17 protein-coding genes, 1 tRNA gene and 1 pseudogene are annotated in these 21,050 nt (G+C 64.6%); 9 read left to right on the top strand and 10 right to left on the bottom strand.

The window, feature by feature from the left end; translation table 11 throughout:
- Nucleotides 1–436 precede the first annotated feature (436 nt).
- The gene (locus SE91_RS07140; RefSeq protein ID WP_061847077.1) at nucleotides 437–1,597 is read left to right on the top strand and encodes an MFS transporter; all 1,161 of its coding nucleotides are present in this window, start codon (nucleotides 437–439) and stop codon (nucleotides 1,595–1,597) included.
- A 150-nt stretch (nucleotides 1,598–1,747) separates the two neighbouring features.
- On the opposite strand, the gene msrA is transcribed toward SE91_RS07140, so the two are convergent.
- The 8 genes from msrA to SE91_RS07100 all read right to left on the bottom strand — a co-directional run bounded on the left by msrA (nucleotide 1,748) and on the right by SE91_RS07100 (nucleotide 11,536).
- Nucleotides 1,748–2,263, bottom strand: coding sequence for a peptide-methionine (S)-S-oxide reductase MsrA (gene msrA / locus SE91_RS07135; RefSeq protein WP_061847076.1), 516 nt, complete (start codon nucleotides 2,261–2,263; stop codon nucleotides 1,748–1,750).
- Between the two features lie 152 nt (nucleotides 2,264–2,415).
- Nucleotides 2,416–2,838 carry an OsmC family protein gene (locus tag SE91_RS07130; protein ID WP_008562279.1) on the bottom strand — a complete coding sequence of 141 codons (423 nt, stop codon included), beginning with the start codon at nucleotides 2,836–2,838 and terminating at the stop codon, nucleotides 2,416–2,418.
- A 115-nt stretch (nucleotides 2,839–2,953) separates the two neighbouring features.
- The gene (locus tag SE91_RS07125; RefSeq protein ID WP_061847075.1) at nucleotides 2,954–5,275 is read right to left on the bottom strand and encodes a molybdopterin guanine dinucleotide-containing S/N-oxide reductase; all 2,322 of its coding nucleotides are present in this window, start codon (nucleotides 5,273–5,275) and stop codon (nucleotides 2,954–2,956) included.
- Nucleotides 5,276–5,403: 128 nt separating this feature from the next.
- Entirely contained in the window at nucleotides 5,404–8,283 is a 2,880-nt protein-coding gene (locus tag SE91_RS07120) for an ATP-binding protein (RefSeq protein ID WP_061847074.1), read from the bottom strand.
- A gap of 111 nt (nucleotides 8,284–8,394) precedes the next feature.
- Nucleotides 8,395–8,772, bottom strand: a complete 378-nt coding sequence (locus tag SE91_RS07115; protein ID WP_245318390.1) for a putative quinol monooxygenase — start codon at nucleotides 8,770–8,772, stop codon at nucleotides 8,395–8,397.
- Between the two features lie 51 nt (nucleotides 8,773–8,823).
- On the bottom strand, nucleotides 8,824–9,666 hold the full coding sequence (locus tag SE91_RS07110; protein WP_061847072.1) for a VOC family protein: 843 nt from the start codon (nucleotides 9,664–9,666) through the stop codon (nucleotides 8,824–8,826).
- Between the two features lie 41 nt (nucleotides 9,667–9,707).
- Nucleotides 9,708–10,721: an aldo/keto reductase gene (locus SE91_RS07105; RefSeq protein WP_061847071.1), complete on the bottom strand. Its 1,014-nt coding sequence runs from the start codon at nucleotides 10,719–10,721 to the stop codon at nucleotides 9,708–9,710.
- 53 nt (nucleotides 10,722–10,774) lie between these two features.
- Entirely contained in the window at nucleotides 10,775–11,536 is a 762-nt protein-coding gene (locus SE91_RS07100; RefSeq protein WP_061847070.1) for an alpha/beta fold hydrolase, read from the bottom strand.
- Between the two features lie 233 nt (nucleotides 11,537–11,769).
- On the opposite strand from SE91_RS07100, the gene SE91_RS07095 reads away from it, so the two are divergent.
- Genes SE91_RS07095 through SE91_RS07080 form a run of 4 tightly spaced genes read left to right on the top strand, consistent with a single transcriptional unit; the run spans nucleotide 11,770 to nucleotide 16,246 of the window.
- Nucleotides 11,770–12,840, top strand: a complete 1,071-nt coding sequence (locus tag SE91_RS07095; RefSeq protein WP_349540737.1) for a helix-turn-helix domain-containing protein — start codon at nucleotides 11,770–11,772, stop codon at nucleotides 12,838–12,840.
- A 43-nt stretch (nucleotides 12,841–12,883) separates the two neighbouring features.
- Entirely contained in the window at nucleotides 12,884–13,348 is a 465-nt protein-coding gene (locus SE91_RS07090; RefSeq protein WP_197489436.1) for a (2Fe-2S)-binding protein, read from the top strand.
- 1 nt (nucleotide 13,349) lies between these two features.
- Nucleotides 13,350–15,605, top strand: a complete 2,256-nt coding sequence (locus SE91_RS07085; RefSeq protein ID WP_061847069.1) for a xanthine dehydrogenase family protein molybdopterin-binding subunit — start codon at nucleotides 13,350–13,352, stop codon at nucleotides 15,603–15,605.
- An 8-nt stretch (nucleotides 15,606–15,613) separates the two neighbouring features.
- Nucleotides 15,614–16,246 carry a hypothetical protein gene (locus SE91_RS07080; protein ID WP_061847068.1) on the top strand — a complete coding sequence of 211 codons (633 nt, stop codon included), beginning with the start codon at nucleotides 15,614–15,616 and terminating at the stop codon, nucleotides 16,244–16,246.
- Nucleotides 16,247–16,289: 43 nt separating this feature from the next.
- Here SE91_RS07080 and SE91_RS07075 read toward each other — a convergent pair whose 3' ends face one another.
- Nucleotides 16,290–18,314: a TonB-dependent receptor gene (locus SE91_RS07075; protein WP_245318386.1), complete on the bottom strand. Its 2,025-nt coding sequence runs from the start codon at nucleotides 18,312–18,314 to the stop codon at nucleotides 16,290–16,292.
- A gap of 781 nt (nucleotides 18,315–19,095) precedes the next feature.
- On the opposite strand from SE91_RS07075, the gene SE91_RS07070 reads away from it, so the two are divergent.
- The 3 genes and pseudogenes from SE91_RS07070 to SE91_RS38230 form a co-directional block, all read left to right on the top strand.
- Nucleotides 19,096–19,320 carry a hypothetical protein gene (locus SE91_RS07070; RefSeq protein WP_061847067.1) on the top strand — a complete coding sequence of 75 codons (225 nt, stop codon included), beginning with the start codon at nucleotides 19,096–19,098 and terminating at the stop codon, nucleotides 19,318–19,320.
- A gap of 110 nt (nucleotides 19,321–19,430) precedes the next feature.
- The gene (locus tag SE91_RS07065) at nucleotides 19,431–19,757 is read left to right on the top strand and encodes a hypothetical protein (protein WP_061847066.1); all 327 of its coding nucleotides are present in this window, start codon (nucleotides 19,431–19,433) and stop codon (nucleotides 19,755–19,757) included.
- Nucleotides 19,758–19,759: 2 nt separating this feature from the next.
- A pseudogene (locus SE91_RS38230) lies at nucleotides 19,760–19,951 on the top strand (BrnA antitoxin family protein); the annotation flags it as partial.
- Between the two features lie 242 nt (nucleotides 19,952–20,193).
- On the opposite strand, the gene SE91_RS07060 reads toward SE91_RS38230, so the two are convergent.
- Nucleotides 20,194–20,270, bottom strand: a tRNA-Pro gene (locus tag SE91_RS07060).
- A gap of 68 nt (nucleotides 20,271–20,338) precedes the next feature.
- Here SE91_RS07060 and SE91_RS07055 point away from each other — a divergent pair.
- Nucleotides 20,339–21,050, top strand: a 712-nt coding sequence (locus SE91_RS07055) for an L-threonylcarbamoyladenylate synthase (RefSeq protein WP_061847065.1), incomplete at its 3' end; no start/stop codon positions are given.

Below are 21,050 nucleotides of genomic sequence, written 5' to 3'. Positions count from 1 at the left end.
TTCGTTGGCGCCACAGGGTCCGCGGGCGTTGTGCACCTTGCCCTCGGAATATGACGCGACGAACCTGACAGCGCCGCTCGTCCACGCGATGCAAAGGGCTCACGGAGAGCAATCCGCCCTGCCCTTGGCTTTCGCGCACGACGCTGCTGCGTCCACCGCAAGCCCGGCTCTGCGATCACACGACAACATGACCGCCCCTCAAGGGTGAACCGGGATGGACGACACATACGTCAATTCCGAATTTCGGTAAAGTGGAATATTTCTCGCTGCGGGGCTTGACACTCACACGGCGCAAATGGGTCGGGTGTTTTGCCCCCGGCAGCTATTCCGCATCGAGATGCCTGCTGCGTCCATTCGGGCAGGCCGCGGACACAAAGGCGCGGCAATTCGGGGGCTTCTGAAGGCATCCCACCCTCCCTGATTCCCTGGAGTTCCCATGCTTTCTGCCGACCGGCCGGCGACGCGCCTCGCGACCCGGCTCGCCTTCCTCGTCGCAGGCTTCGGCATCGCATGCTGGGCGCCGCTGGTGCCGTTCGCGAAGTCGCGCCTCGGCGTCGACGACGGCATCCTCGGACTGCTGCTTCTCAGCCTCGGCATCGGATCGGTCCTCGCCATGCTTCTGACCGGCGTGCTGAGCGCGCGCTATGGCAGCAGGCCGATCATCCTCGCGGGCGGGTTCGGTCTCGCCGTCGTCCTGCCGCTGCTCGCGATCGCGAGCTCGCCCGCAACGCTGGCGCTTGCGTTGTTTGCGTTCGGTGCTGCGCTCGGCTCGATCGACGTCGCGATGAACATCCATGCCGTGGAGGTCGAGCGCGCCGCGGCTCGTCCGCTGATGTCCGGCTTCCACGCTCTGTTCAGCATCGGCGGCTTCGCCGGATCCGCGCTGATGACGGCGCTGCTCTCGCTGCAGCTCGGCGCGCTCACCTGCACGCTGATCTGCTCCGTCCTGATGCTGATCGCGATGCTGGTGACCTCTCCCCGACTGCTCCGTTCGGCGCAGGCCCAGGAAGGGCCGCTATTCGTGCTGCCGCATGGATCGGTGCTGCTGCTCGCGCTGCTGGCCGCCATCACCTTCCTGGTCGAAGGCGCGATGCTCGATTGGGGTGCGCTGCTCGTCATCGGCGCAGGCCTCGTCTCGGAGGCGCAAGGTGGCGCCGGCTATATCGTGTTCTCGATCGCGATGACGATCGGGCGGCTCGGCGGCGACGCCGTCGTCGCGCGCATCGGCGACCGTGCGACGCTGCTGTGGGGAAGCCTGATCGCCATCGCGGGCTTCGTGGTCCTGCTCACGGCTTCGATGGCGGCGGTCGCGATGGCCGGCTTCCTGCTGATCGGCCTCGGCGCATCGAACCTCGTGCCGGTCCTGTTCCGCGGGGCGGCCAAGCAAACCGCCATGCCCACGGGGCTGGCGGTCGCGGCAATCACGACAGCCGGTTATGCGGGCATCCTGATCGGTCCCGCCGGCGTCGGCTTCGTTGCCGGCGTCAGCGGGCTGCCGATGGCGTTCTGGCTGCTGGCGGCGCTGATGGGTCTCGTCACGCTGACGGCGGGCATCGTCACACGGGAGCAGGCCCGGACATCGCGCGTCGAAGCCTGAGAGAACTCACGGATCGCTCAGCCCCAATCGATCGCCGGCGTCGTCACGCGCGCTCTCGAGAGGCGATGGGCATCGCCGACATCGGCGTTGCCCACGACTCGATTGCGCATGGCCGGGCTGCCGCGCGCACTGACCGCACGACGGCTCGGCCTAGCCTTCGACAGCAACTGCCCGGCGCGGCAGCTTCCAGTCGGGCCGGATGAAGTGACAGGTGTATCCGGCAGGATAGCGTTCGAGATAATCCTGATGCTCGGGCTCGGCTTCCCAGAACTCTGCTGCGGGCGCGACTTCGGTCACCACCTTGCCGGGCCACAGACCAGACGCTTCGACGTCGGCGATGGTGTCTTCGGCGATCCGCTTCTGCTGATCACTCGTGTAGAAGATCGCCGAACGATAGCTTGTGCCGAGATCGTTGCCCTGACGGTTGAGCGTGGTCGGATCATGGATCTGGAAAAAGAACTCCAGCATGGTCCGGAAGCTCGTCTTAGCGGGATTGAAGATGATCTCGATGGCTTCGGCGTGGCCTTCGTGATTGCGATAGGTGGCGTTCTTCACATGCCCGCCGGTGTAGCCGACGCGGGTCGAGATCACACCGGGCTGCTTGCGGATCAGATCCTGCATGCCCCAGAAGCAGCCTCCGGCCAAAACTGCGCGCTCTGTCGTCATCTGACGCTCCCTGTTGATCGCTCCGTCCTGAGAGAATATATGCCTTCGGGTGCCCGGCCGAAAGACGGGTCTTTGTCCATCCGGCTCCTCTCGCGAGCCCAAGCTTCGGCCGCTTCCGCCTCTCAGAACCGGATGGACACGAGAGCTCGCCGCTAGCCCAGCTTGGCGTCGAGCGTGATGGCGGCGTTAAGCACCTTCGACACCGGACAGTTCTTCTCAGCCTCGCCGGCGATCTTCGCAAAGCCCGCATCATCGAGATTCGGCACTTTCGCGCGCAAGGTGAGCGCCGACTTGCTGATCTTGAAGCCCTTGCCTTCCGGCTCGAGCGTGACGGCGGCCTCCGTCGAGAGCTCCTCCGGCGTAAAACCCGCCATCTGAAGGCCGAAGGCCAACGCCATCGTAAAACAGCCGGCATGGGCCGCGGCGATCAGCTCCTCCGGATTGGTCCCCTTCTCGTTCTCGAAGCGGGTTTTGAACGAGTAGGGCGTGTGCGCAAGCACACCGGATTCGCTGGAGAGCTGGCCCGTGCCGTCACGACCGGTCCCCTTCCATACTGCTGTTGCCTTGCGGATCATCCTGGTTCTCCTGGTTAGATTTGGGCCCCCGCGCTCGTATCGTTGAAAGGCGACATCGGCGTGACCGCACAGCAAGCTTTTGCGACCCTCCAGCGCCAAAGAGCGACCATCGCCGCTATACCGGATCGAACGCCCGGATCGGCGGGAGATTGCCGGTGAACTTCTCGACCTCCACTGACGTCAACTGCCCCGTGCACCCCTGTGCAAAGGACGAGGTGCCGATGTCGCGGGTAAGCACGTTCGGATTGCCGTGAACGCAGAGCGGCGCGTCGTCCTCGGGGTCCATGGGGTCGTACCAGGCGCCGGTCGGAAGCTGCACGACTCCGCTCGCGATGCCGTCGGTGACGTGGACGGCGGCAAGGCAGGCGCCGCGATCGTTGAACAGGCGGATGATGTCGCCGTCCTTGATGCCGCGCGCGTCTGCATCGCGTGGATTCATGCGCGCGACCTCGCGGCCGCGATGCTTCGAGCCGAGCGAATGCCCGCCGAAATCGAGCTGGCTGTGCAGACGCGTCACCGGCTGGTTGGCAACGAGGAAGCACGGCGCTCCCGGCCTTGGCATGTCCGTCTTCTCCAGCCAGACCGGGTGGCCCGGACAATCCGCGTCGCCATGGCCCGCGATCTTCGCCGAGAAAATCTCGATGCGGCCACTCGGCGTCGGCAGGGCATGATCGACCGGATCTTCGCGGAAACGCCGCAGCCGGCCGCCGTCATCGGGCTGCTGCGGCACAACGAGGCTGCCGCGCTGCCAGAACTCTTCGAAGCCGGGCGCTTCCAGACCACGCTTGGCGAGCGAGACACGGGTCGGCTCATAGAGATGCTCGAGCCATTGCCGCGAGGTGCGGCCTTCGGTGAAGGGCTCGCGCGCACCGAGGCGTTCGGCGAGATCGGCGAAGATATCGTAGTCGTCGCGTGCAAGCCCGAACGGCTCGGCGATCCGGTGCATGGCGACCATCAGCGGATCGTTGGTGGAATAGCCGATGTCCTCGCGCTCCAGCGTCATGGTCGCGGGCAGCACGATGTCGGCGTGCCGGGCCGTCGCGGTCCAGCCGAGCTCGTGCACGACCAGCGTGTCGACCTTCGCGAACGCCTTGCGCAGACGGTTGATGTCCTGGTGGTGATGGAAGGGATTGCCGCCGGCCCAGTAGACGAGACGGATATCCGGATAGGTGCGCGTCTCGCCGTTGTAGCGATAGGTGCTGCCGGGACCCAGCAGCATGTCGGCGATGCGCGCCACCGGAATGAAATCGGCAACGCCGTTGCGGCCCTGCCCCAGTGTCGGCCCCGGCACGTCGTTGACGCGCCGGCCGTAATAGCCGATCGCCCCAAGCGAATAGGCATAGCCGCCGCCGGGAAGGCCGATCTGTCCGAGCGCTGCCGCCAGCACCATGCCCATCCACACCGGCTGCTCGCCATGCTCGGCACGCTGCAGCGAATGCGAGACGGTGATCAACGCGCGTTTTCCGGCGGCGCGGCGCGCGAGCTGGCGGATTGTGCCGGCGTCGATGCCAGCGATCGCGGCCGCCCATTCGGCGTGCTTGGGTTGCCCGTCGCTCTCCCCGGTGAGATAGCGCAGAAAGACCGGCCAGCCTTCGGTGTAGCGATCGAGGAAGGCCTGATCGTGCAGACCCTCGCTCACCAGCGTATAGACGATGCCGAGCATCAGCGCGGTGTCGGTGCCGGGTATGCAACTCATCCATTCGGCACCGGCTTCGACCGGCAGATCGTCACGGAGCGGGCTGACCAGGACGAACTCGCAGCCGCGCTTGCGCGCCGCTGCCATGGCGCCGCGCTCGACATGCTTGCTGATGGAGCCGCCGGCGACCATGGAGTTCTTCAGCGCCATTCCGCCGAACGCCAGCACGATGTCGGTGTGATCAGCGATCTGCTCCCAGGTGACGTTGCGCTTGGTGATGTCCTCGTATCCGCAGAGGATCTGGGGCAGCAGCACCGAGGACGCGCCGGAGGAATAGGTGTTGACCGAACGCACATAGCCGCCCATCGCGATGTTGAGGAAGCGATGCACCTGGCTCTGGGCATGATGGAAGCGGCCCGCGCTCGACCAGCCATAGGAGCCGCCGAACACGGCGCCGGGACCGCGCGTGTCGCGGATGCGCGCCAGTTCGCCGCCGAGCAGGTCGAGCGCCTTCTCCCAGCTCACGGAGACGAATTCGTCGCGGCCGCGGCGGTGGTCCGGACCCGGACCGCGCTCGAGCCAGCGCCGGCGGATCGCCGGCTGGGCAATGCGGGCCTGGTGGCGCAATGCGCCGGGGAAATTGTCGATGATGCCGTTCGGATCGGGATCGCCCGCATAGGCCCTCACCTCGAGTCCGGCCTTGCCATTGCGTGCCGAAAACACGCCCCAATGCGAGGTGTGCGGCTTGAAGCCGTCGGACAGGTCGAGGCCGGGGTCGGGAAAGCCAATCGTATCGTCCATTGCCTGATCCTTGTTCCGGTCGTGGTGGCAGTATACCGATCCACGTCCCGATGTCATGAGATCAGGGCTGGCGCAAACGCGGGGCTCCCGTGCGTTGCGGTCTATCGAACGGTCCATTGGAACGAATATTAGCCGCTGGCCCGCAACGGTTGCAACAGCCGCGAGGCAGCAACGAGATCCTGGGTCTCGAAGCCTTCGGTGAACTCGTCATAGATCGGCGCGAGCAGCCGGATAGCCTTTGGCCTGCGGCCGGTCGCCATCCAATGCGCGGCAAGATCGGTGGCGATCCGCAACTCGAAGGTCTTCGCTCCTATCGCGCGCGCCTCCATGAGTGCCTGTTGAAGCCGCTTTTCGGCGCGTAGCGGCTGACCGGCGTGAAGCAGGATCGATGCATCGACCCGCTGAAGCTCCGAGCGGCACCAGCGTTCACCCTGACGTTCCTGATGGTCGATCGCCCGTGCGATGGCCTCGCGCGCTTCCCCGATCCGCCCTTGTCGCAGAAGAGCGCGGGCGAGGACCGCGAGATAACTGCCGATCCGCATCACAAAGCGGCATTCGATCAGCTCGTCGATCGCGGCTCGGATATCCTCGACGGCCTGCTTGTCGCCACGAAGGTCGCGAAGGCAGGCGGAGAAATAGCGTTCAACCGGGACCCAGCGCGAGATGCGCTCCCGTTCCAGATTGCGCCGCAGCCGCTCCGCATAGCTTTCGAGCGCGTCCAGATTCCCGGTTTCGAGTGAGACGGGAAGTGCGGCAAGTCCGAGCGCATTCGACTGCGAGACCCATTGACCGCTGCGATCGGCGGCATCGACCGCGGCGCGGGCGAGCCTCGCCGCATGTTCGGCCTGTCCTTGCATCCACGCGACAAAGGGCAGATTGAAGCGGACGGTGATGAATCGATAGACTTCGTTCGCATCCTTGCGCGAACGGCCCTCGGCCAGCGAGTAGGTCGCGGCCAGGCGATCGAGCACCGGGCGACTTTTGCTCAATTCGCCGGCAAAGGCCCGGGCCCAAGCCAGCGCCCGGTCGGCTTCGGATGTTGCCGTCAAGTCGCGCTCACGATCGCCCAGCCCCGTGGCTTCCTCGAGGTAGGTGATGGCGCGCGGGACATGGCCGATCTGCAGCAAATAGAAGGCGAACCCAACCAGCGCACGTTGCTGATATTCGATATTGCCGGCTCGTCTTGCAAAGAGAATGGCGTCCAGCCAGGCGACCTCGGCCTCGTTCGGCAGCTTGCGGGCATAGAACAGGCTCCATCCCAGTGCACAAGCAAGCTTGGCCTTCAGCAAATCGTCACATGCGATGGATTTGGCGAGGGCGAGCGCGGACGCCAACCGCGCCTGGGCTTCGGACAGGATCGAAGTCTCGGACCATAGCGTGATCCCGGCAACGGTCAGCCTGATGCCGAGGACGGGGTCTCCCCCTTCCCCAAAAGCCCAAGACAGAGCAGCCCTCAAATCCGCGATGCGGCTGAGATAGCGTTGAGTCCAATCGGCCGGCTCGCGCCAGTTCCACTCCTCTTCGGACTGTTCGAACAAGGCCAGGACGCGCTGCGCATGACGACGCTGTGCTTCGCCGCAAGCTGGATCGGCCTGGCGCCGCTCGGCCGCATAGCGACGTGTGCTGTCGAGCAGCCGATAGCGCAGGCTCGGCCCCCTCACCTGCGCGCTCAACAGCGATTTGGCGACCAGGCCGCCGAGGCCGGTGGCGACTTCGACCGGGGAAAGTCCGGCCGCCTCGGCGACGAAAGCCGCGTCCTCCGTCTCGAACGCGTCACTGAACACTGACAGCACACCGAACAGTGTGGCTTCCTTGTGCGGCAGGAGCCTGAAGCTCCAGTCGATCGCCGCCATGAGCGTTTCGTGGCGCGGCGATGCGCCCTCGCTGCCGGGGGCGCGAAAACCCAGCTTTTGATCGAGCAGCGCTACCAACTGGCGCGGACTGAATGTGCCGATCTGGGCTGCCGCCAGTTCGATGGCCAGCGGAAGGCCGTCGAGCGAATGGCAGATCGAGGCGACGACCTCGCAATCGCCATCGACGAAATGGTAATCCGACCATTCGCAGGCGCGGCGGACGAACAGCTGCACCGCCGGAAATCCGAGGGACTGATCGACCGTCAGAGCATGGCCCGGCCGCGGTGAGGAGAGCGACCCAAGCCGCACGACATGTTCGTTGATGCTGCCAAGTGGTTCGCGGCTCGTCGCAAGGACCCTGGAAGGCGAGGTGTCCGCCATGAACCTGCCGGCAAAGATCGTGGCAGCCGCCAGCACGTGCTCGCAATTGTCCAGCACGAGCAGCATCTGCCGCGGTCTCAGATAATCAAGGGCTGCAGCCAGGCTGTTGTCCGGATTGCCCCTGATGCCGAGCGCAGTGACCAGCGCCGCGCCGAACAGCGTCGGATCGGAAATCGTTGCGAGATCTACGAAGCACATGCCGTCGCGGCATCGTGAAGCGACGACTTGGGCCGCCGCAAGCGCGACCGTCGTCTTGCCGACCCCGCCTGGGCCGGCCAAAGTGACATGCCTCGTGTTGATCAACACATCGGCGATGTCGGCAATTTCCGCCTCGCGACCGACGATCCCCCGCAACAATGGCAGCCTGGACACGGCGGCTTGGTTGGCAAGCGGCAGTTCATCCCCACTCTCGCCGATGCTGGTCTGCACGTTCGCAATGAACTTGTATCCCCGGCGCGCCACGGTCGCGATGTAGACCGGCTCGATCTGGGTATCGCCCAGCGAACGGCGCAAGCTCCACATGTTGACCTTGAGATTGCTGTCGTGAAGGAAGGTGCCCGGCCAGGCGGCCGCCATCAGCTCCTTCTTGCTGACCAATTCCCCCCGTCGCTGCACCAGCAGATGCAAGAGTTCGAACGCGCGGCCGCCCAATTTGACGGGACGGCCGTCGAGAAGCAGCAGCTGGCGGCGGGGAATCAGCTGGAACGGGCCGAAGGAGAACGTGAGTTCCTGTCGGCGCGCGTCCCGCTGCGATGTGTCTGCGGCAGCCAGCATTGACCATTGCCAATCGATCTGAGAGACCGAAGGAAATTATCATGCGCTGCAACAACAGAGAATGGACCCCTTGTGAATTAACGCGATTGGAGTGAGCATTTCGTCGCAGGACTATTTTTTGGGCAGGTCGAGGATCGCCATTCGCATGACTTCGACGCCGCCCTCGGCCAATTCCGGGAGCTTGGCGAACCACGCCTTGACGTAAGGCATGGCATTGTGTGCATCGAAATCGGCTTGGCTGGCGAAAACCTCGTAGAAGATGAAATGACCGGGCTTCGTTCGATCTTCCTGGAGGAAATAGACGAGGTTCTTGGGATCGCCGCGAACCAGCTCGATCAGCGGCAGGGTGGCGGCCCGTAACGCGTCTTCCTTTCCGGGCTTGGCTCGCACCTGGGCAACGATCGAATAAGCGCCTTCCCGAATGTCCTGATAGCGCACATGTTGCGCTTCTTGGGCAGCGGCCAGCGACGACAACACGAGGAACAGCATCGCGGCAAGCGACTTCCGGCCAACAGTTTGCATGATGGGCTCCTTCGTTGATCAGCGCACGATCGCCTGCCGCTGGGCGAGAGCCTCGCTGAAGCGCTTCTTGACGGGGCCAAGTGCCTTCACGAATTCCAGCTGCTCGCCTTCCGGCCCCTTGCAATAGATCAGCTCCCAGCCGTCCGAGGGCGCCTCGGTCACCCGGTTCGTATTGGCGCTGCGGGGAGCGGCCTTGCGGTCCGTTTCTGTCGTGACCCTGACCGTGCGGTTCGCCCGCACCTGCGTCATGCCGCGGCGCGCGGATTCGGCTTCGAGATCGGCGATGAACTTGTTGAAGTCGACATCGTCGCGAACGTAGAAGCAGATGTGCATCATGCGCGGAAAGGCCGGGCTCATGTGCTCCAGCGGTTCGGCAAAGCTCTTCGAGCTGCCCATGGGCTGATCGGCCTCGCGATATTGCAGCAGTTCGAGCACCATGTTGTCGAACTGGATGAAGCGGACATCGAGCCGCTGCGCGCCGCTCCGCAGATCGGGAACGCCGATCGTCCGCGGATTGACGCCGCGCGTATTCGCCTCGATTTCCTGGTCGGCCAACAACGTGTTCTGGACCCCGTCGCCCTGGAAGTCGCCATGCCGGAAGACTTCCGTGCCGCCCAGCACCTCGGTGTAGAACTGATAGGCGCGCTCCATGTTCTGGACCGTCAACCCGAAGTGCTGGACGCCCTGCAGCCGAGCCCCCAGTGGCGCCTCGTTGCGCGCGGTGGCTGGCATCGCATCCGTGCCCTGTGCCCCGGCGTCGGACGCGGAGCCGACGACCAGCCCGGCGACCACGGCCGCACCGGCCGACCGCAGTACGGCGCGGCGGCCTATTTCGATTGCGTTGTGTGTTTCATCGGTCATGTCGCTCGCCTTGTCGTTTCGATTGGTTATGCGTGCATTGCTCAGGCAGCCGCGGGAAGCGGAGCTGCCGGGTTGACGAGACCTGCGGAACGGAGCTCGCGCCAGAAATCGACGGGTATGGATTCCGCGAGCGCAGCACGATCCTCGGCGATCCGGCCTGGACGGCTCGCACCCGGAATGACGGCTGCAACCACGGGGTTGGCGAGCGCGAACTGGAGCCCCGCAGCTTTCATGCTGACGCCGTACCTGTCGGCGATCGCCTTGATCCGCGTCACCTTGTCGAGGATCTCCGGCGGCGCCGGCGCATACTCGAAATTCGGACCGCCGACCAGCGCGCCCGAGCTGTAGGGACCGCCGACCACGATTGCGAGCTCATGCTCGGCAACCATCGGCATCACCCGCTGAAGCGCGCGGGCATGGTCGAGCAGCGTGTAACGGCCTGCGAGCAGGAAGCCGTCCGGACGCGGACCTTCGAGCGCGAGCAGCAGTTCGATGGGCTCGACCCGGTTGACGCCTAACCCCCACGCCTTGATGACCCCCTCGTCGCGCAGCCGGTCGAGTGCCCTGAACGCACCCTTGCGCGCGCTCTCGAACACCGTCAGCCATTCGTCACCGTAGAAGTCTTGCGCGACGTCGTGCACGAAGGCGATGTCGATATGGTCGGTGCCAAGCCGCTTCAGGCTGTCGTCGATCGATCGCAATGTCGCATCGGCCGAATAATCGTTCACGATCTTGTTCGGGCGACCGTGTCTGAAGACACCGCCCTTCTCGCCGAGATCACGGGCGCCGACATCCTCGATCTCATCCAGGATCAGGCGGCCGACCTTGGTGCTGATGACGTAGTCGCCGCGGGGCCTTGCGGCGAGCGCGGCGCCCATGCGGATCTCCGCCAGTCCTGCACCATAGAACGGCGCATTGTCGAAATAGCGGATGCCGTCGTCCCAGGCCGCATTCACCGTGGCAAGCGCTTCCTGCTCCGGGATGTCGCGAAACATGTTGCCGAGCGGCGCCGCGCCGAAGCCCAGCCTTCCCGGCAGAATATCCTTGAGGGCCATCTCGCAAGTCCTTCCTGTACGAGAGCGGAAGAAAGTCCGCGGCGCGATCGTTTTCAATCGGTCGTGGGAGTGTCCGCACTTCTGATGAAGGCTGCGACCTCGCGCGGATGCGACAGCATCACGGCATGACTGCTTTTCAGCTCCGCCACCTTCGCGCCTGCCCGCTTGGCCATGGTGCGCTGGGCCGTCGGCGGGATCATGTGATCCTCGGCCGTCACCATGTAATGGGTCGGCTTCGCCTTCCAGGCCACGCGACCGACTTTGGTCTGCACCGCCTGCAGTCCCCAGGGCAGTTGCGCAGCGCCCAAGAACCGGGTCGTGGCCAGATCGACATCGGCAGCGAAGGAGGTCGGGAACTTGTCGCGGTCGACGAGGAGATAGTCGCCTTCGGTGACCAGCGGGGCCTTGTGCTCGCCGGCCGGTGCGGGCCCTTCCGCCAGCGTGCTGACCGACTCTCCTGCATCGGGCGCAAATGCCGCGAGATAGACGAGGCTGCGGACCTTTGGATTGTCGCCTGCTTCGGTGATCACCATTCCCCCATAGGAATGCCCGACGAGAATGACTGGATGCCGTGCCTTGGCGATCACCCGTTCGGTTTCCGCGACATCGTCACGAAGCGTGATCGTCGGGTGCTGGACGACGAGGACCTCATAACCCGCTTCCGAAAGGATGTTGTAGGTGTCCTTCCAGCCCGAGCCGTCGACGAAGGCACCGTGGACAAGGACGACGGAGACGGTCCTCTCGGCCGCGCCCGCGGTGGCGGCCTGGGCAGTCGCGATCGAGATTGCGGCAAGTGCTGAAACAAGTGTCTTCATGTCAGGCTCCGATCCCTCGCGAAGGCGGCATTGCCGTTCGATGCAGCCATCATGCGGTCAAGCCAGCATTGCGGATTTCCGATTCCTGCGCGATGACGGACGAATCTTGCTGATACGCGATCGACTTTCGGCGCCCAGCGCGCACGCGGCCAAGCCTTTGCGTTGCTTGCCTTTTACCTCTTTTAACCGCGCCGCCTCTGGACTTCGCTCTCGCCGCTTGTGAGAAATTCCGCATGGACGTGGCAGCGGCCGGGGCTGCAACTCACCACCGGATGGAATGCTCGCTCGTACGCGATACGGGGCCGGGATTCGCCGCAACACAAGCGGAGGTCATGATGGCGCTCGTCACCCACGGAGATCAGAAGTACCAGAACAGCGAGAAGCTCGCCGAGACCAGCAACTGGCACTCACTGAGCATCGAGCATCGCAGGTTCGAGGCGGGACGGCAGGCGACGCCCGTCCCCATCTGCACTGAGCTCGTCATGTTGCTGTCGGGCGGCGGGATGGTCTGCCGCTCCGGCAATGGCGAAGTTCAGAAGAGTCTTGCGCGGCCCGGCATGAGCTACCTCGTCCCCGTGGGAACGCAGGAGAGCCATCTCGAGCTTTCGGACCGGATGGAATGTCTTCATCTCTATCTTCCTCCGGCGTTGCTGGACCAAAGCGCCCTCGAAGACTTCGATATCGATCCGGCCAAGGTCGAGGTCGCCTATGCCCATGGTTTGGCAGACCAGGTTCTCTTTCATATCTGCTCGCCGTTGCGCGACCTGCTGCATCGCCCCCGCCAACCGACTGACGCCCTGTTCGTCGAGGGCATCCAGGTCGCGCTCGCGGCACATCTTCTCGGGAACTATACGATCGATCGCTGGCGTCCGCCGGAAAGGTCGCCATCGCTGGATCCGCGACGGCTGCAGCGCGTCCTGGACTTCATCGAGACCTCTCTCGGCGTAGACATCAGGCTGGAGGAACTTGCAGCCGAAGCTTGCCTGAGCCCCTTCCATTTCTCACGGTTGTTTCGCGAGGCGACCGGGCTGTCACCGCATCGTTATGTAACCGATCGCCGCGTCCAGGCTGCACGGCAGGAGCTGGCCCGCAGCCGCTTGTCCCTGGTCGAGATCGCCCTGGAATTCGGCTTCGGTTCCCAGGCCAATTTCACGCGCGTGTTCCGCAAGGCCACGAGTCTCACGCCGGGCCAGTATCGGGAGCTTTGCTGCTGCCAGGTCGACATCAAGGCTGCACCGATCGAGCATTGCGCAGGGATTGCATATGATCCCGCAGGATTCGGAAATACCGCGCCGCGCCCATGAATGAATGCTGTGACGAAGCCAATCCGCGAAGGGACATATCGACATGATCGAGCTCACGGTCAACGGGATCAAGCGCCGGGTCGACGTGTTACCCGAGATGCCCCTGCTTTGGGTCTTGCGCGACGAGCTCGGCATCACCAGCCCGAAATACGGCTGCGGTGTCGCTCAATGCGGCGCCTGCACCGTCCAGATCGACGGCATGGCAGTGCGGTCCTGTCAGGCCCATGTCGGCGAGGTCGCTGGCAAGGCGGTCGTCACGCTCGAAGGGCTGGAGAAGAGGGAGCAGCATCCGGTTGTACAGGCCTGGATCGAACATCAGGTGCCGCAGTGCGGCTACTGCCAGACCGGGCAGATCATGCAGGCTATCTCACTTCTGGACCTAATATCCAAGCCGACCGACGAGCAGATCAATCAGGTGATGTCCGGTAATCTCTGCCGCTGCGGCACTTATCCGCGCATTCGCGCGGCGATCCACGCGGCTGCGGCCAGGAAGATGGCGGAGAAGTGAGATGGGCGCGCTACCGAGCATTTCACGTCGAGCTTTCGTCTTCGGCTCCGCCGCTATCGCCGGGGGTATTGCCTTCGGCGCCTACGGCGATGCCAAGGCGGCGGCTACGCCCGCAAGTGACAACCCCTTGGCCGCCGGTCTTGGGCCAAATTCCGTGACGTTCAATCCCTGGGTCGAGATCAGCCCGGACAAGATCACGCTCATCGCGCAACACGCCGACATCGGCCAGGGCGTCGGCTCGGTGCAGCCGATCATGATCGCCGAAGAGATGGATCTTGATCCCGGCCAGTTCGAGTTCCGGTTCGCGGGGCCGAGCCCGGCCTACTTCAACACAGGTTTCGCCGACGAGTTCGCGCCGTTCGTGGCTGCCGACCAAAGCAAGGCCGCAGAGGAAGCGCGCGCTGCCACGCTCGAATGGCTGCGAAAGTCGGGCCTGCAAATGACGGGTGGATCGAGCACGATCCCGGACACCTACGAGAAGCTGCGCGTCGCCGGTGCGGTCGCGCGCGAGACGCTCAAGGCCGCTGCGGCCAAACGTTCGGGCGTCGCAATGGCCGACCTCCGCACCCAATCGGGTCATGTCATCCTGCCCAACGGGACCAAGATAGCCTATGTCGCGCTCGCGGCCGATGCCGCGAAAATTCCGCCGGTGCTCGATGCGCAGCCGCGCGATCCGTCCAAATGGCGCATGCTCGGCAAGCCGATGATGCGGCTCGACGTCCGTTCGAAGGTGATGGGCGAGCTCAAATTCGGCATCGATATGAAGATCGACGGAATGCTCTATGCGTCCGTCAAGCTAAATCCCAACAAGGGTCAGCCGCTGAAATCATACGACGCCAGCAAGGCGCGCGCGATGCCTGGGGTCAGGAAAGTCCTCGAAATCAAGAATGGCGTTGCGGTGATCGCCACGAACAGCTGGTATGCGATGAAGGCGGTCGACGCCATCATTTGCGAGTGGGCGCCTTCGGCCTACCCCGCCGAACAAGCCGATCATTGGAAGGTTCTGGAATCCTCGTTCAAGCCCGAGTTCCTGGGCAAGGAGTGGCGGAAGATCGGCGACATCGAAGGCGGGCTGAAGACAGGTACCCGCGTTGAGGCGGAGTATCGCGCGCCCTATCTGGCGCATCAGCCGCTCGAACCGCTCAACGGGATCGGCCTCGTCACCGACAAGGGGATGGAAGTCTGGGTTGGCCATCAGAGCCCACGCTTCGTGCAATATATCGCGGCGACTGCGATTGGCCTCAAGCCGGAACAGGTTACGTTCCACAATCAGTGGACTGGTGGCAGCTTCGGCCATCGTCTCGAATACGAGAACGTCCGCGTTCTCGCCGAGATCGCCAATCAGATGAAGGGAACGCCGATCAAGCTCGTGTTTTCGCGCGAGGAGGATTTCCTTCAGGACATTCCACGCCAGATCGCGATCGCCCGGCATCGAGGGAGCATCGACAAGGGCAAGATCGTCGCCGCCGATCTTCAAGTAGCTTCGACTGCGCCGCTCAAGGGCTTGCTCGAGCGTTCCGGGACCCCCTCGAAGGACCCGGACGGGCAACTGGCCGCCGGTCTGTGGAATGTCTATTACGATATCCCCAATTTCCGGGCGACGAGCTACGAGGCGCAGGGACTTTCGCCGAGCACCACATGGCGTTCGGTCGGGGCATCGACGGCAGGCTTCTTCACCGAAAGCTTCATCGACGAATTGATCCACGCGGCGGGCCTTGATCCCATGAAGGCGCGCATTGCGATGTGCAACGTGCCGCACTACCGCAAAGTGCTGGAGACGGTCGCGGATATGTCGGACTGGAAAGGACCGCTCGGCAACGGCAGAGGCCGGGGCGTCGCGTTCGTGGAATCGTTCGGGACACCGACCGCCGAAGTCGTGGAGGTCACGATGACGGATGCAGGCATCCGGATCGACAAGGTGTGGGTCGCGGCCGACGTCGGCAAGGTTGTCGATCCCGTCAATTTCGAGAACCAGGTGCAGGGCGGCGTCGTCTGGGGGCTTGGACATGCCATCAATTGCGAGCTTACCTATGCCAAGGGCGCGGTGCAGCAGACCAACTACAACCACCACGAGGCCATGCGGATCTACCAATGTCCGGTCATCGAGGTTCGCGGGCTCGAGAACGATCCCAAGGTGAGAGGCGTCGGCGAGCCGCCCGTCCCGCCGGCCGCGCCTGCGCTCGCGAATGCGATCTTCGCGGCGACCGGCAAGCGCATCCGCGAGATGCCCTTCAACAAGTTCATCGATTTCGTGTGAGGCGCGCCATGAAGAGAGCTCTGATCACGGTCGTCCTTGCCGCCTCGGCCATTGCGGCCTTGAGCGGGCTTGTCGCGGCGAAAGACGAAACCGCCAAGGACCTGCTCCCGCCCGGCAGCGTCAGCCGCGCCGAAGGGCTCGAGGCCTGGAAGCGGATCGAGGCCGTGGTGACGCATCCGCGCTGCGCCAACTGCCACGTTGACGCCAAGGCGATCCCGATCTGGACGCCGGCGGGCGAGACGAAGCCGCGCCCGCATGGCATGAACATCCATGGCGGCGCGAGCCGCATCGGCGCCGAGGCTATCCCCTGCGCAACCTGTCACATGACCTCGACCCAGGCAAACGAGCCGGCACCGGCGCCGCCGCGCGCCGGCATCGACTGGCAGCTCGCGCCCGTTGATTTCCTCTGGTTCGGTAAAAGCGGTGCCGATATCTGCGCGCAGCTGAAGGATTCCAAGCGCAATGGCGGCCGCGACGCCGCAGGCCTGGTCGAGCACCTGCGGCACGATGCATCGCTGAACGGCTTCATCCCGCGCGGCTGGGCACCGGGCGCCGGCCGCTCGACACCGCCGGGCACGTTCGAGGATCATGTCAAGGACATGGCCACGTGGGGAGCGGCGGGACAACCCTGTCCGAACTGACGGACCTCACCTGCGCAATACGTAGCGCGCGACGGCACGCTTCTCAGAACGCCCCCGCCACCGTCATGCGGATCGTTAGCGGCTCGACCGGATGGAGCACGTAGTCCATGACGCCGTTCCGGCAGACCGCGGCCGGCGCGGCGCCAGCCGTGCAGAGCCCATACAGCGTGTCGGTCTTGAGCAGCGAGCCGTAGGCATAGGTGATCTGGTTCGCCCGCGTGTTGAAGAGATTGAGCACGTCGAGCTGAACGCGCCAGCCGTTCTCGATGCGATAGCCGAGGCGCCCGTTGAAGATGCTGGTCGCGGCCGAGCGGAACGCATTGTCTTCCGTCAGCGGGCTGGAGGCGAGATAGCGCCAGCGCACGGTGCCGAACCAGCCGGTCTTCTCACCGAGCGTGATGCCGACCGATGCCACCATCGGCGGCGCGTTGGGAATGTAATTGCCGGGCGCGTTGCCGATTTGCGCTTCGGAATAGCCGGCGAGCTCGGCATAGGCCTCCGCCTGCGCGGCATTGTAACCGCGAAAGCGCGCATGCGTCATTGCGAGATCGGCGTCGATGTCGATCCAGGATGCCGGCCTGTAGTGGTTGGTCCATTCGAACCCGTAGCGGCGGCTGGCGCGCGTTGCCTCGGTGTCGCCGGCATCGCCCGCAAACAGGATCTCGGAATCCTGATCGAGGATGAACACGCTGAGCGCGGTGTCGAGGCCGGGAATGATCCTGCTGCGGACGCCGATCTCGGCGCCTCTGGTGCGCACCAGCAGCGGCGACGGCGTCAGCCGCGTCGCGGGATCGCTCGGATCTTCGGTCGTGGTGGCGCCGCGAGCGTCGTTGGAATGCATGCCGTATCCGGCGCCGAGGAAGAATTCGGTCCGATTGAACGGGCCGAGCACCATCCTGAATTTCGGACTGCCGAGCGCTGCATCGGCTTTGCCGGAATTGGCGGAATTGAACAGCGAGGTGACGTCAGCGGCATAATAATCGCCGCGCCAGCCGGCCGTCGTCCGGAGCCAGTCGGTCCAGCGCACGGTGTTCTCGGCATACACGCCGACGCTGCCTTCGCCGACCTTGTCGCTGCGGATGTTGGACAGGAAGCCGCGCTGGAACGTGTTCGTGAGCGCGAGGTCTATCGCATCATAGCGCGATTGCAGCCCAAAGGTGGTCTGCATCGGCAGGCCTACAAACGAACCGTTGAGCGTGCGCGAGATGTTGGCGCCCGCCATCAGGCGGTCGTCGTGCTGGTGAAACTGGTCGCCGAGCACGGGATCGCTGAGGAAATAGGTGAAGTTGTTGAAGAGATCGAGCTGGCTCTTCACGACATATGCGTTGGCCTTCCACGAGCCGAGATCGTCACTCTGCGCGATGCGGCCCGAGAGCGCGAAGCGGTTGGTGTTGCCGCCGTCGCTTCTGTCCTCCGATCCGAAACGGTCGAGCAGGCCGCTCGTGATCGCGCGCTGCGGCACCTGGTCGGTGGAATTCCATTTGTTGGCATAGGCCATGCCGGTGACGGTGACGCCGTCTGTCGCCGTGCCCTGGCTGTAGCGCACGAGACCGTTGAGCTTGCGCACCTGGTCCGGATTGACCCAGGGCCCGTCATAGGTGCCGAGCTCGCCGGCAATGAGCAGCGCGCCGTCACCGAGTTGCGCCGAATCCATGCCGAGCAGGCGGCGATAGCCGAAGCTGCCGGCGGTCACCTGCGCGAGGCCTTTTTCGGTGCGATCGATCAGGCCGATATGGACGCTGCCGACGGAGGCGAAGTCGCCCTCGTTGGCGAAATACGGCCCCTTGCGCACATCCATCGCGGCGATGGTCTCCGGGATCAGCCAGTTCAGATCGGCATAGCCCTGGCCATGCCCATGGGTGCGCATATTGACGGGCACACCGTCGACATAGATGGCGAGATCGGTGCCGTGGTCGAGATTATAGCCGCGCAAGAAATATTGATTGGCTTTGCCTTCGCCGGAGTGCTGGGTCACGATCAGCCCCGGCACGGCTTCCAGCACTTCGCCCGGCCGGGTCACCGGGCGCGCGTTGATCTCCGCACCGGTGACGATCACCTCGCTCGCCATGCTCGGCGAGTGCTTCGGGCCGGACGCGACACCGGCCGGGTCCGATCCCGGCGTCGCTGCCGGGTCAGCAAGGCTACGGCTTCTGACGGGCACCGGCTTGCTGGCGCGCCGCGATGGCGGAGGCTTTCGGACACGCTGCGTCTCGCTGCCGATGACCTGAACCGGCGGCAGTTCGCGCGAGGCGCCGCTTTGCTGTGCAGATGCGCCCCCGTGGCCGCCGAGGAGCGCGGCGGCGACCAGGACCGGCAGCGCGCAACATCGCCTTGCTCGCTCATCAACGCATTGCAGCGGTCCGGCCCCGGCGCGAGGCGCATCATCCGCGAATGGAGCAGGATGATGTGCGATCGGGCCGGGCTCGAACGCTTGCCTTGCAACACCACCTGACAAACTCACGGCACCCCCAGTATGATGTTTATACAGATACATCATACTGCCGAGCAAGAGCCGGGCCACGCATAGGGGGGCCTCGATGGGCGACCGCGAGCGCGGTCATTGATGCGCCCTCGTGCTGGACAAGCTGCAACGCCTTAGCGCGTCGAAGACGCGCGTCGCGCTTGTGACGCTGCGTCCGACACTGCGTCATTTCCGAATTTCGGAATATAGGAATATTTTTATGGTGATGTCTTGATAGGGCGACACAGGGGAGTGAGAGGTGAGGTCCAGCCCAGGACCGCGTTGCGAATTTGCAACGGTTCCCCACTGTCTGAAGCCGAACAAAAGAAACTCCCAATCCGGCCACGAACCGCTCTCACAAGGCCGTGAGACTATCAGGGGGACGACGATGCGTGCACAACGCGTTTGGAAAGTGAATGGGGCCGCCAGCATCGGGCAGCTCCAGTCGAGACTGGATGACCTCAACAAGCGGCTCGGCCAGCTGGAAAGCCAGCATCCCGAGAGCTGGAAGGTGGAAGAGCTGAAAGCCAGCGCACTCGGCCTGTCGCGCGAGATCGACGACATCCGCTGTGCCGAGGCGACGGCGGCCCTGAGCGAGCTGCTGCGGAAATAATCCGATCCTTCGCGATTCGCTTCACCCCGGGGGAACCAACGTCGCGCATCACCATTTCCATGCCGGGCCTGGCGTAAATCGTGACGCTTCGCGCCCGCGAGGGATTTCGCATGACGTCCGATCCCGAGGAGTCGGTGAGGCTGCAAGGCTATGGCGAGATGACGTTGCGCACCGCCGTCGCAACGCTGATGGCGCTCGCGCCGCGCGACCGATCGGAAGCCGCCATCTTCCGCGTCCGCGACGGCGTGCGCCTGGCGCAAAGCGAGATCGCCGAGCTCGCCTCCGAGTGGGGCATGGCGCCGCTCGCCGAGGTCAGATCTCCAAAGCTCGTCCCGGATCAGCACTGGCCGGACATCGTCCGCAGCATGGTGCGCGAGGCGCCTCTGCCGTCGCTGATGATGGCGTTTCTGGTGGGCGTCGTGGTGGCGCGGCGGTAGCGTTGCCGGAAGAGGAACGTTACCGGGTAAACGCGAGACCGTTGAGTTCGGCTCGATCCGTTGACCGATGGCGATCCTGTAAAGGCCCAACAAGGCACGTACAAAAAAAGCTGGTTTCGCTGCGACTGAGCCCGGTTGTCCTCGAGCATTTCAAGGCTTCGGGGCGCGGATGGCAGAGTCGGATTGACGATACCCTTCTCAAAGCCGTCAAGAAGGCTCAAAAATCGATCCAGGCCGGTGCCGACGAAGATCAGTTTCGGGCATCAAGCGCCGGCCGATCTGGATCGTCGCTTGACGAGCCATGCCGCGCGCACAGGCGTCCCTGCTTGGGCCAAATCGGCCGTGGACCCGCCTCGAAAATCGTTGCAGAAAGGCGCTCCCGAGGCCCCGGCGGCCGGCCCGCCAAGTCTCTGGAAAACGTCAACTTTTGGAAGAATGGTCGGAGTGGCAGGATTCGAACCTGCGACCCCTGCGTCCCGAACGCAGTGCTCTACCGGGCTGAGCCACACTCCGACAAGAAGGCGGCTTATAGCGTCGGGTTTGGCGCACCGCAAGCGGCGGGCTAGAGGAATTTTATCCCTGTGAAAACGGGTCTTGAAACGCTGATTTTACCGGCCGGCGCGGCGGCCGATGCCACGGCTGCCCGCGTGCTCGCGGCCGGCGGGCTGGTCGCGTTTCCGACCGAGACGGTCTATGGGCTTGGCGCGGATGCCGCCAATGCCGCCGCGATCGCCCATCTCTACGCCGCCAAGGGGCGGCCGGCGTTCAATCCGCTGATCGCCCATGTCGCCGACCTCGCGGCCGCGCGCCGGATCGGGCGGTTCGATGCGCGCGCCCTGGCGCTTGCGGAAGCCTTCTGGCCGGGGCCGCTGACGCTGGTGCTGCCGAAGACGGACGACTGCCCCGTCGCGGACCTTGCCACCGCCGGCCTCGACACGGTCGCGATCCGCATCCCGGCCCACCCCGTGGCGCAGGCGATCCTGCGTGCCTTCGGCGGAGCCGTGGTGGCGCCATCCGCCAACATCTCCGGTCATGTCTCGCCGACGCTGGCCGCCCATGTCGAAAGTGATCTATCGGGGCGGATCGACCTGATCGTCGATGGCGGGCCGGTCGAGGTCGGCGTCGAATCGACCATTGTCGGCTGCTTCGAGACTTTGACGCTGCTCCGCCCCGGTGGCCTGTCGCGCGAGCGGATCGAGGCCGTGCTCGGCGCGCCGCTGGCGCGGCCGCCGGCGGAAGCCGAGAGCGACGACAGCCAGCCGCTGGCGCCGGGCATGCTGGCCTCGCATTACG

This window comes from Bradyrhizobium sp. DOA1, from assembly GCF_001593325.1.
In the GTDB taxonomy this organism is placed as follows: domain Bacteria; phylum Pseudomonadota; class Alphaproteobacteria; order Rhizobiales; family Xanthobacteraceae; genus Bradyrhizobium.
This window is presented reverse-complemented; position numbering and strand designations above follow the sequence as displayed.

Coding starts and splice junctions, on each gene's coding strand:
- SE91_RS07120 (WP_061847074.1), bottom strand. CDS start 8,283: ATGCTGGCTGCCGCAGACACATCGCAGCGGGACGCGCGCCGACAGGAA.
- SE91_RS07080 (WP_061847068.1), top strand. CDS start 15,614: ATGAAGAGAGCTCTGATCACGGTCGTCCTTGCCGCCTCGGCCATTGCG.
- msrA (WP_061847076.1), bottom strand. CDS start 2,263: ATGACGACAGAGCGCGCAGTTTTGGCCGGAGGCTGCTTCTGGGGCATG.
- SE91_RS07110 (WP_061847072.1), bottom strand. CDS start 9,666: ATGACCGATGAAACACACAACGCAATCGAAATAGGCCGCCGCGCCGTA.
- SE91_RS07125 (WP_061847075.1), bottom strand. CDS start 5,275: ATGGACGATACGATTGGCTTTCCCGACCCCGGCCTCGACCTGTCCGAC.
- SE91_RS07115 (WP_245318390.1), bottom strand. CDS start 8,772: ATGCTGTTCCTCGTGTTGTCGTCGCTGGCCGCTGCCCAAGAAGCGCAA.
- SE91_RS07095 (WP_349540737.1), top strand. CDS start 11,770: ATGGACGTGGCAGCGGCCGGGGCTGCAACTCACCACCGGATGGAATGC.
- SE91_RS07075 (WP_245318386.1), bottom strand. CDS start 18,314: ATGGCGAGCGAGGTGATCGTCACCGGTGCGGAGATCAACGCGCGCCCG.
- SE91_RS07085 (WP_061847069.1), top strand. CDS start 13,350: ATGGGCGCGCTACCGAGCATTTCACGTCGAGCTTTCGTCTTCGGCTCC.
- SE91_RS07065 (WP_061847066.1), top strand. CDS start 19,431: ATGACGTCCGATCCCGAGGAGTCGGTGAGGCTGCAAGGCTATGGCGAG.
- SE91_RS07090 (WP_197489436.1), top strand. CDS start 12,884: ATGATCGAGCTCACGGTCAACGGGATCAAGCGCCGGGTCGACGTGTTA.
- SE91_RS07140 (WP_061847077.1), top strand. CDS start 437: ATGCTTTCTGCCGACCGGCCGGCGACGCGCCTCGCGACCCGGCTCGCC.
- SE91_RS07100 (WP_061847070.1), bottom strand. CDS start 11,536: ATGAAGACACTTGTTTCAGCACTTGCCGCAATCTCGATCGCGACTGCC.
- SE91_RS07105 (WP_061847071.1), bottom strand. CDS start 10,721: ATGGCCCTCAAGGATATTCTGCCGGGAAGGCTGGGCTTCGGCGCGGCG.
- SE91_RS07070 (WP_061847067.1), top strand. CDS start 19,096: ATGCGTGCACAACGCGTTTGGAAAGTGAATGGGGCCGCCAGCATCGGG.
- SE91_RS07130 (WP_008562279.1), bottom strand. CDS start 2,838: ATGATCCGCAAGGCAACAGCAGTATGGAAGGGGACCGGTCGTGACGGC.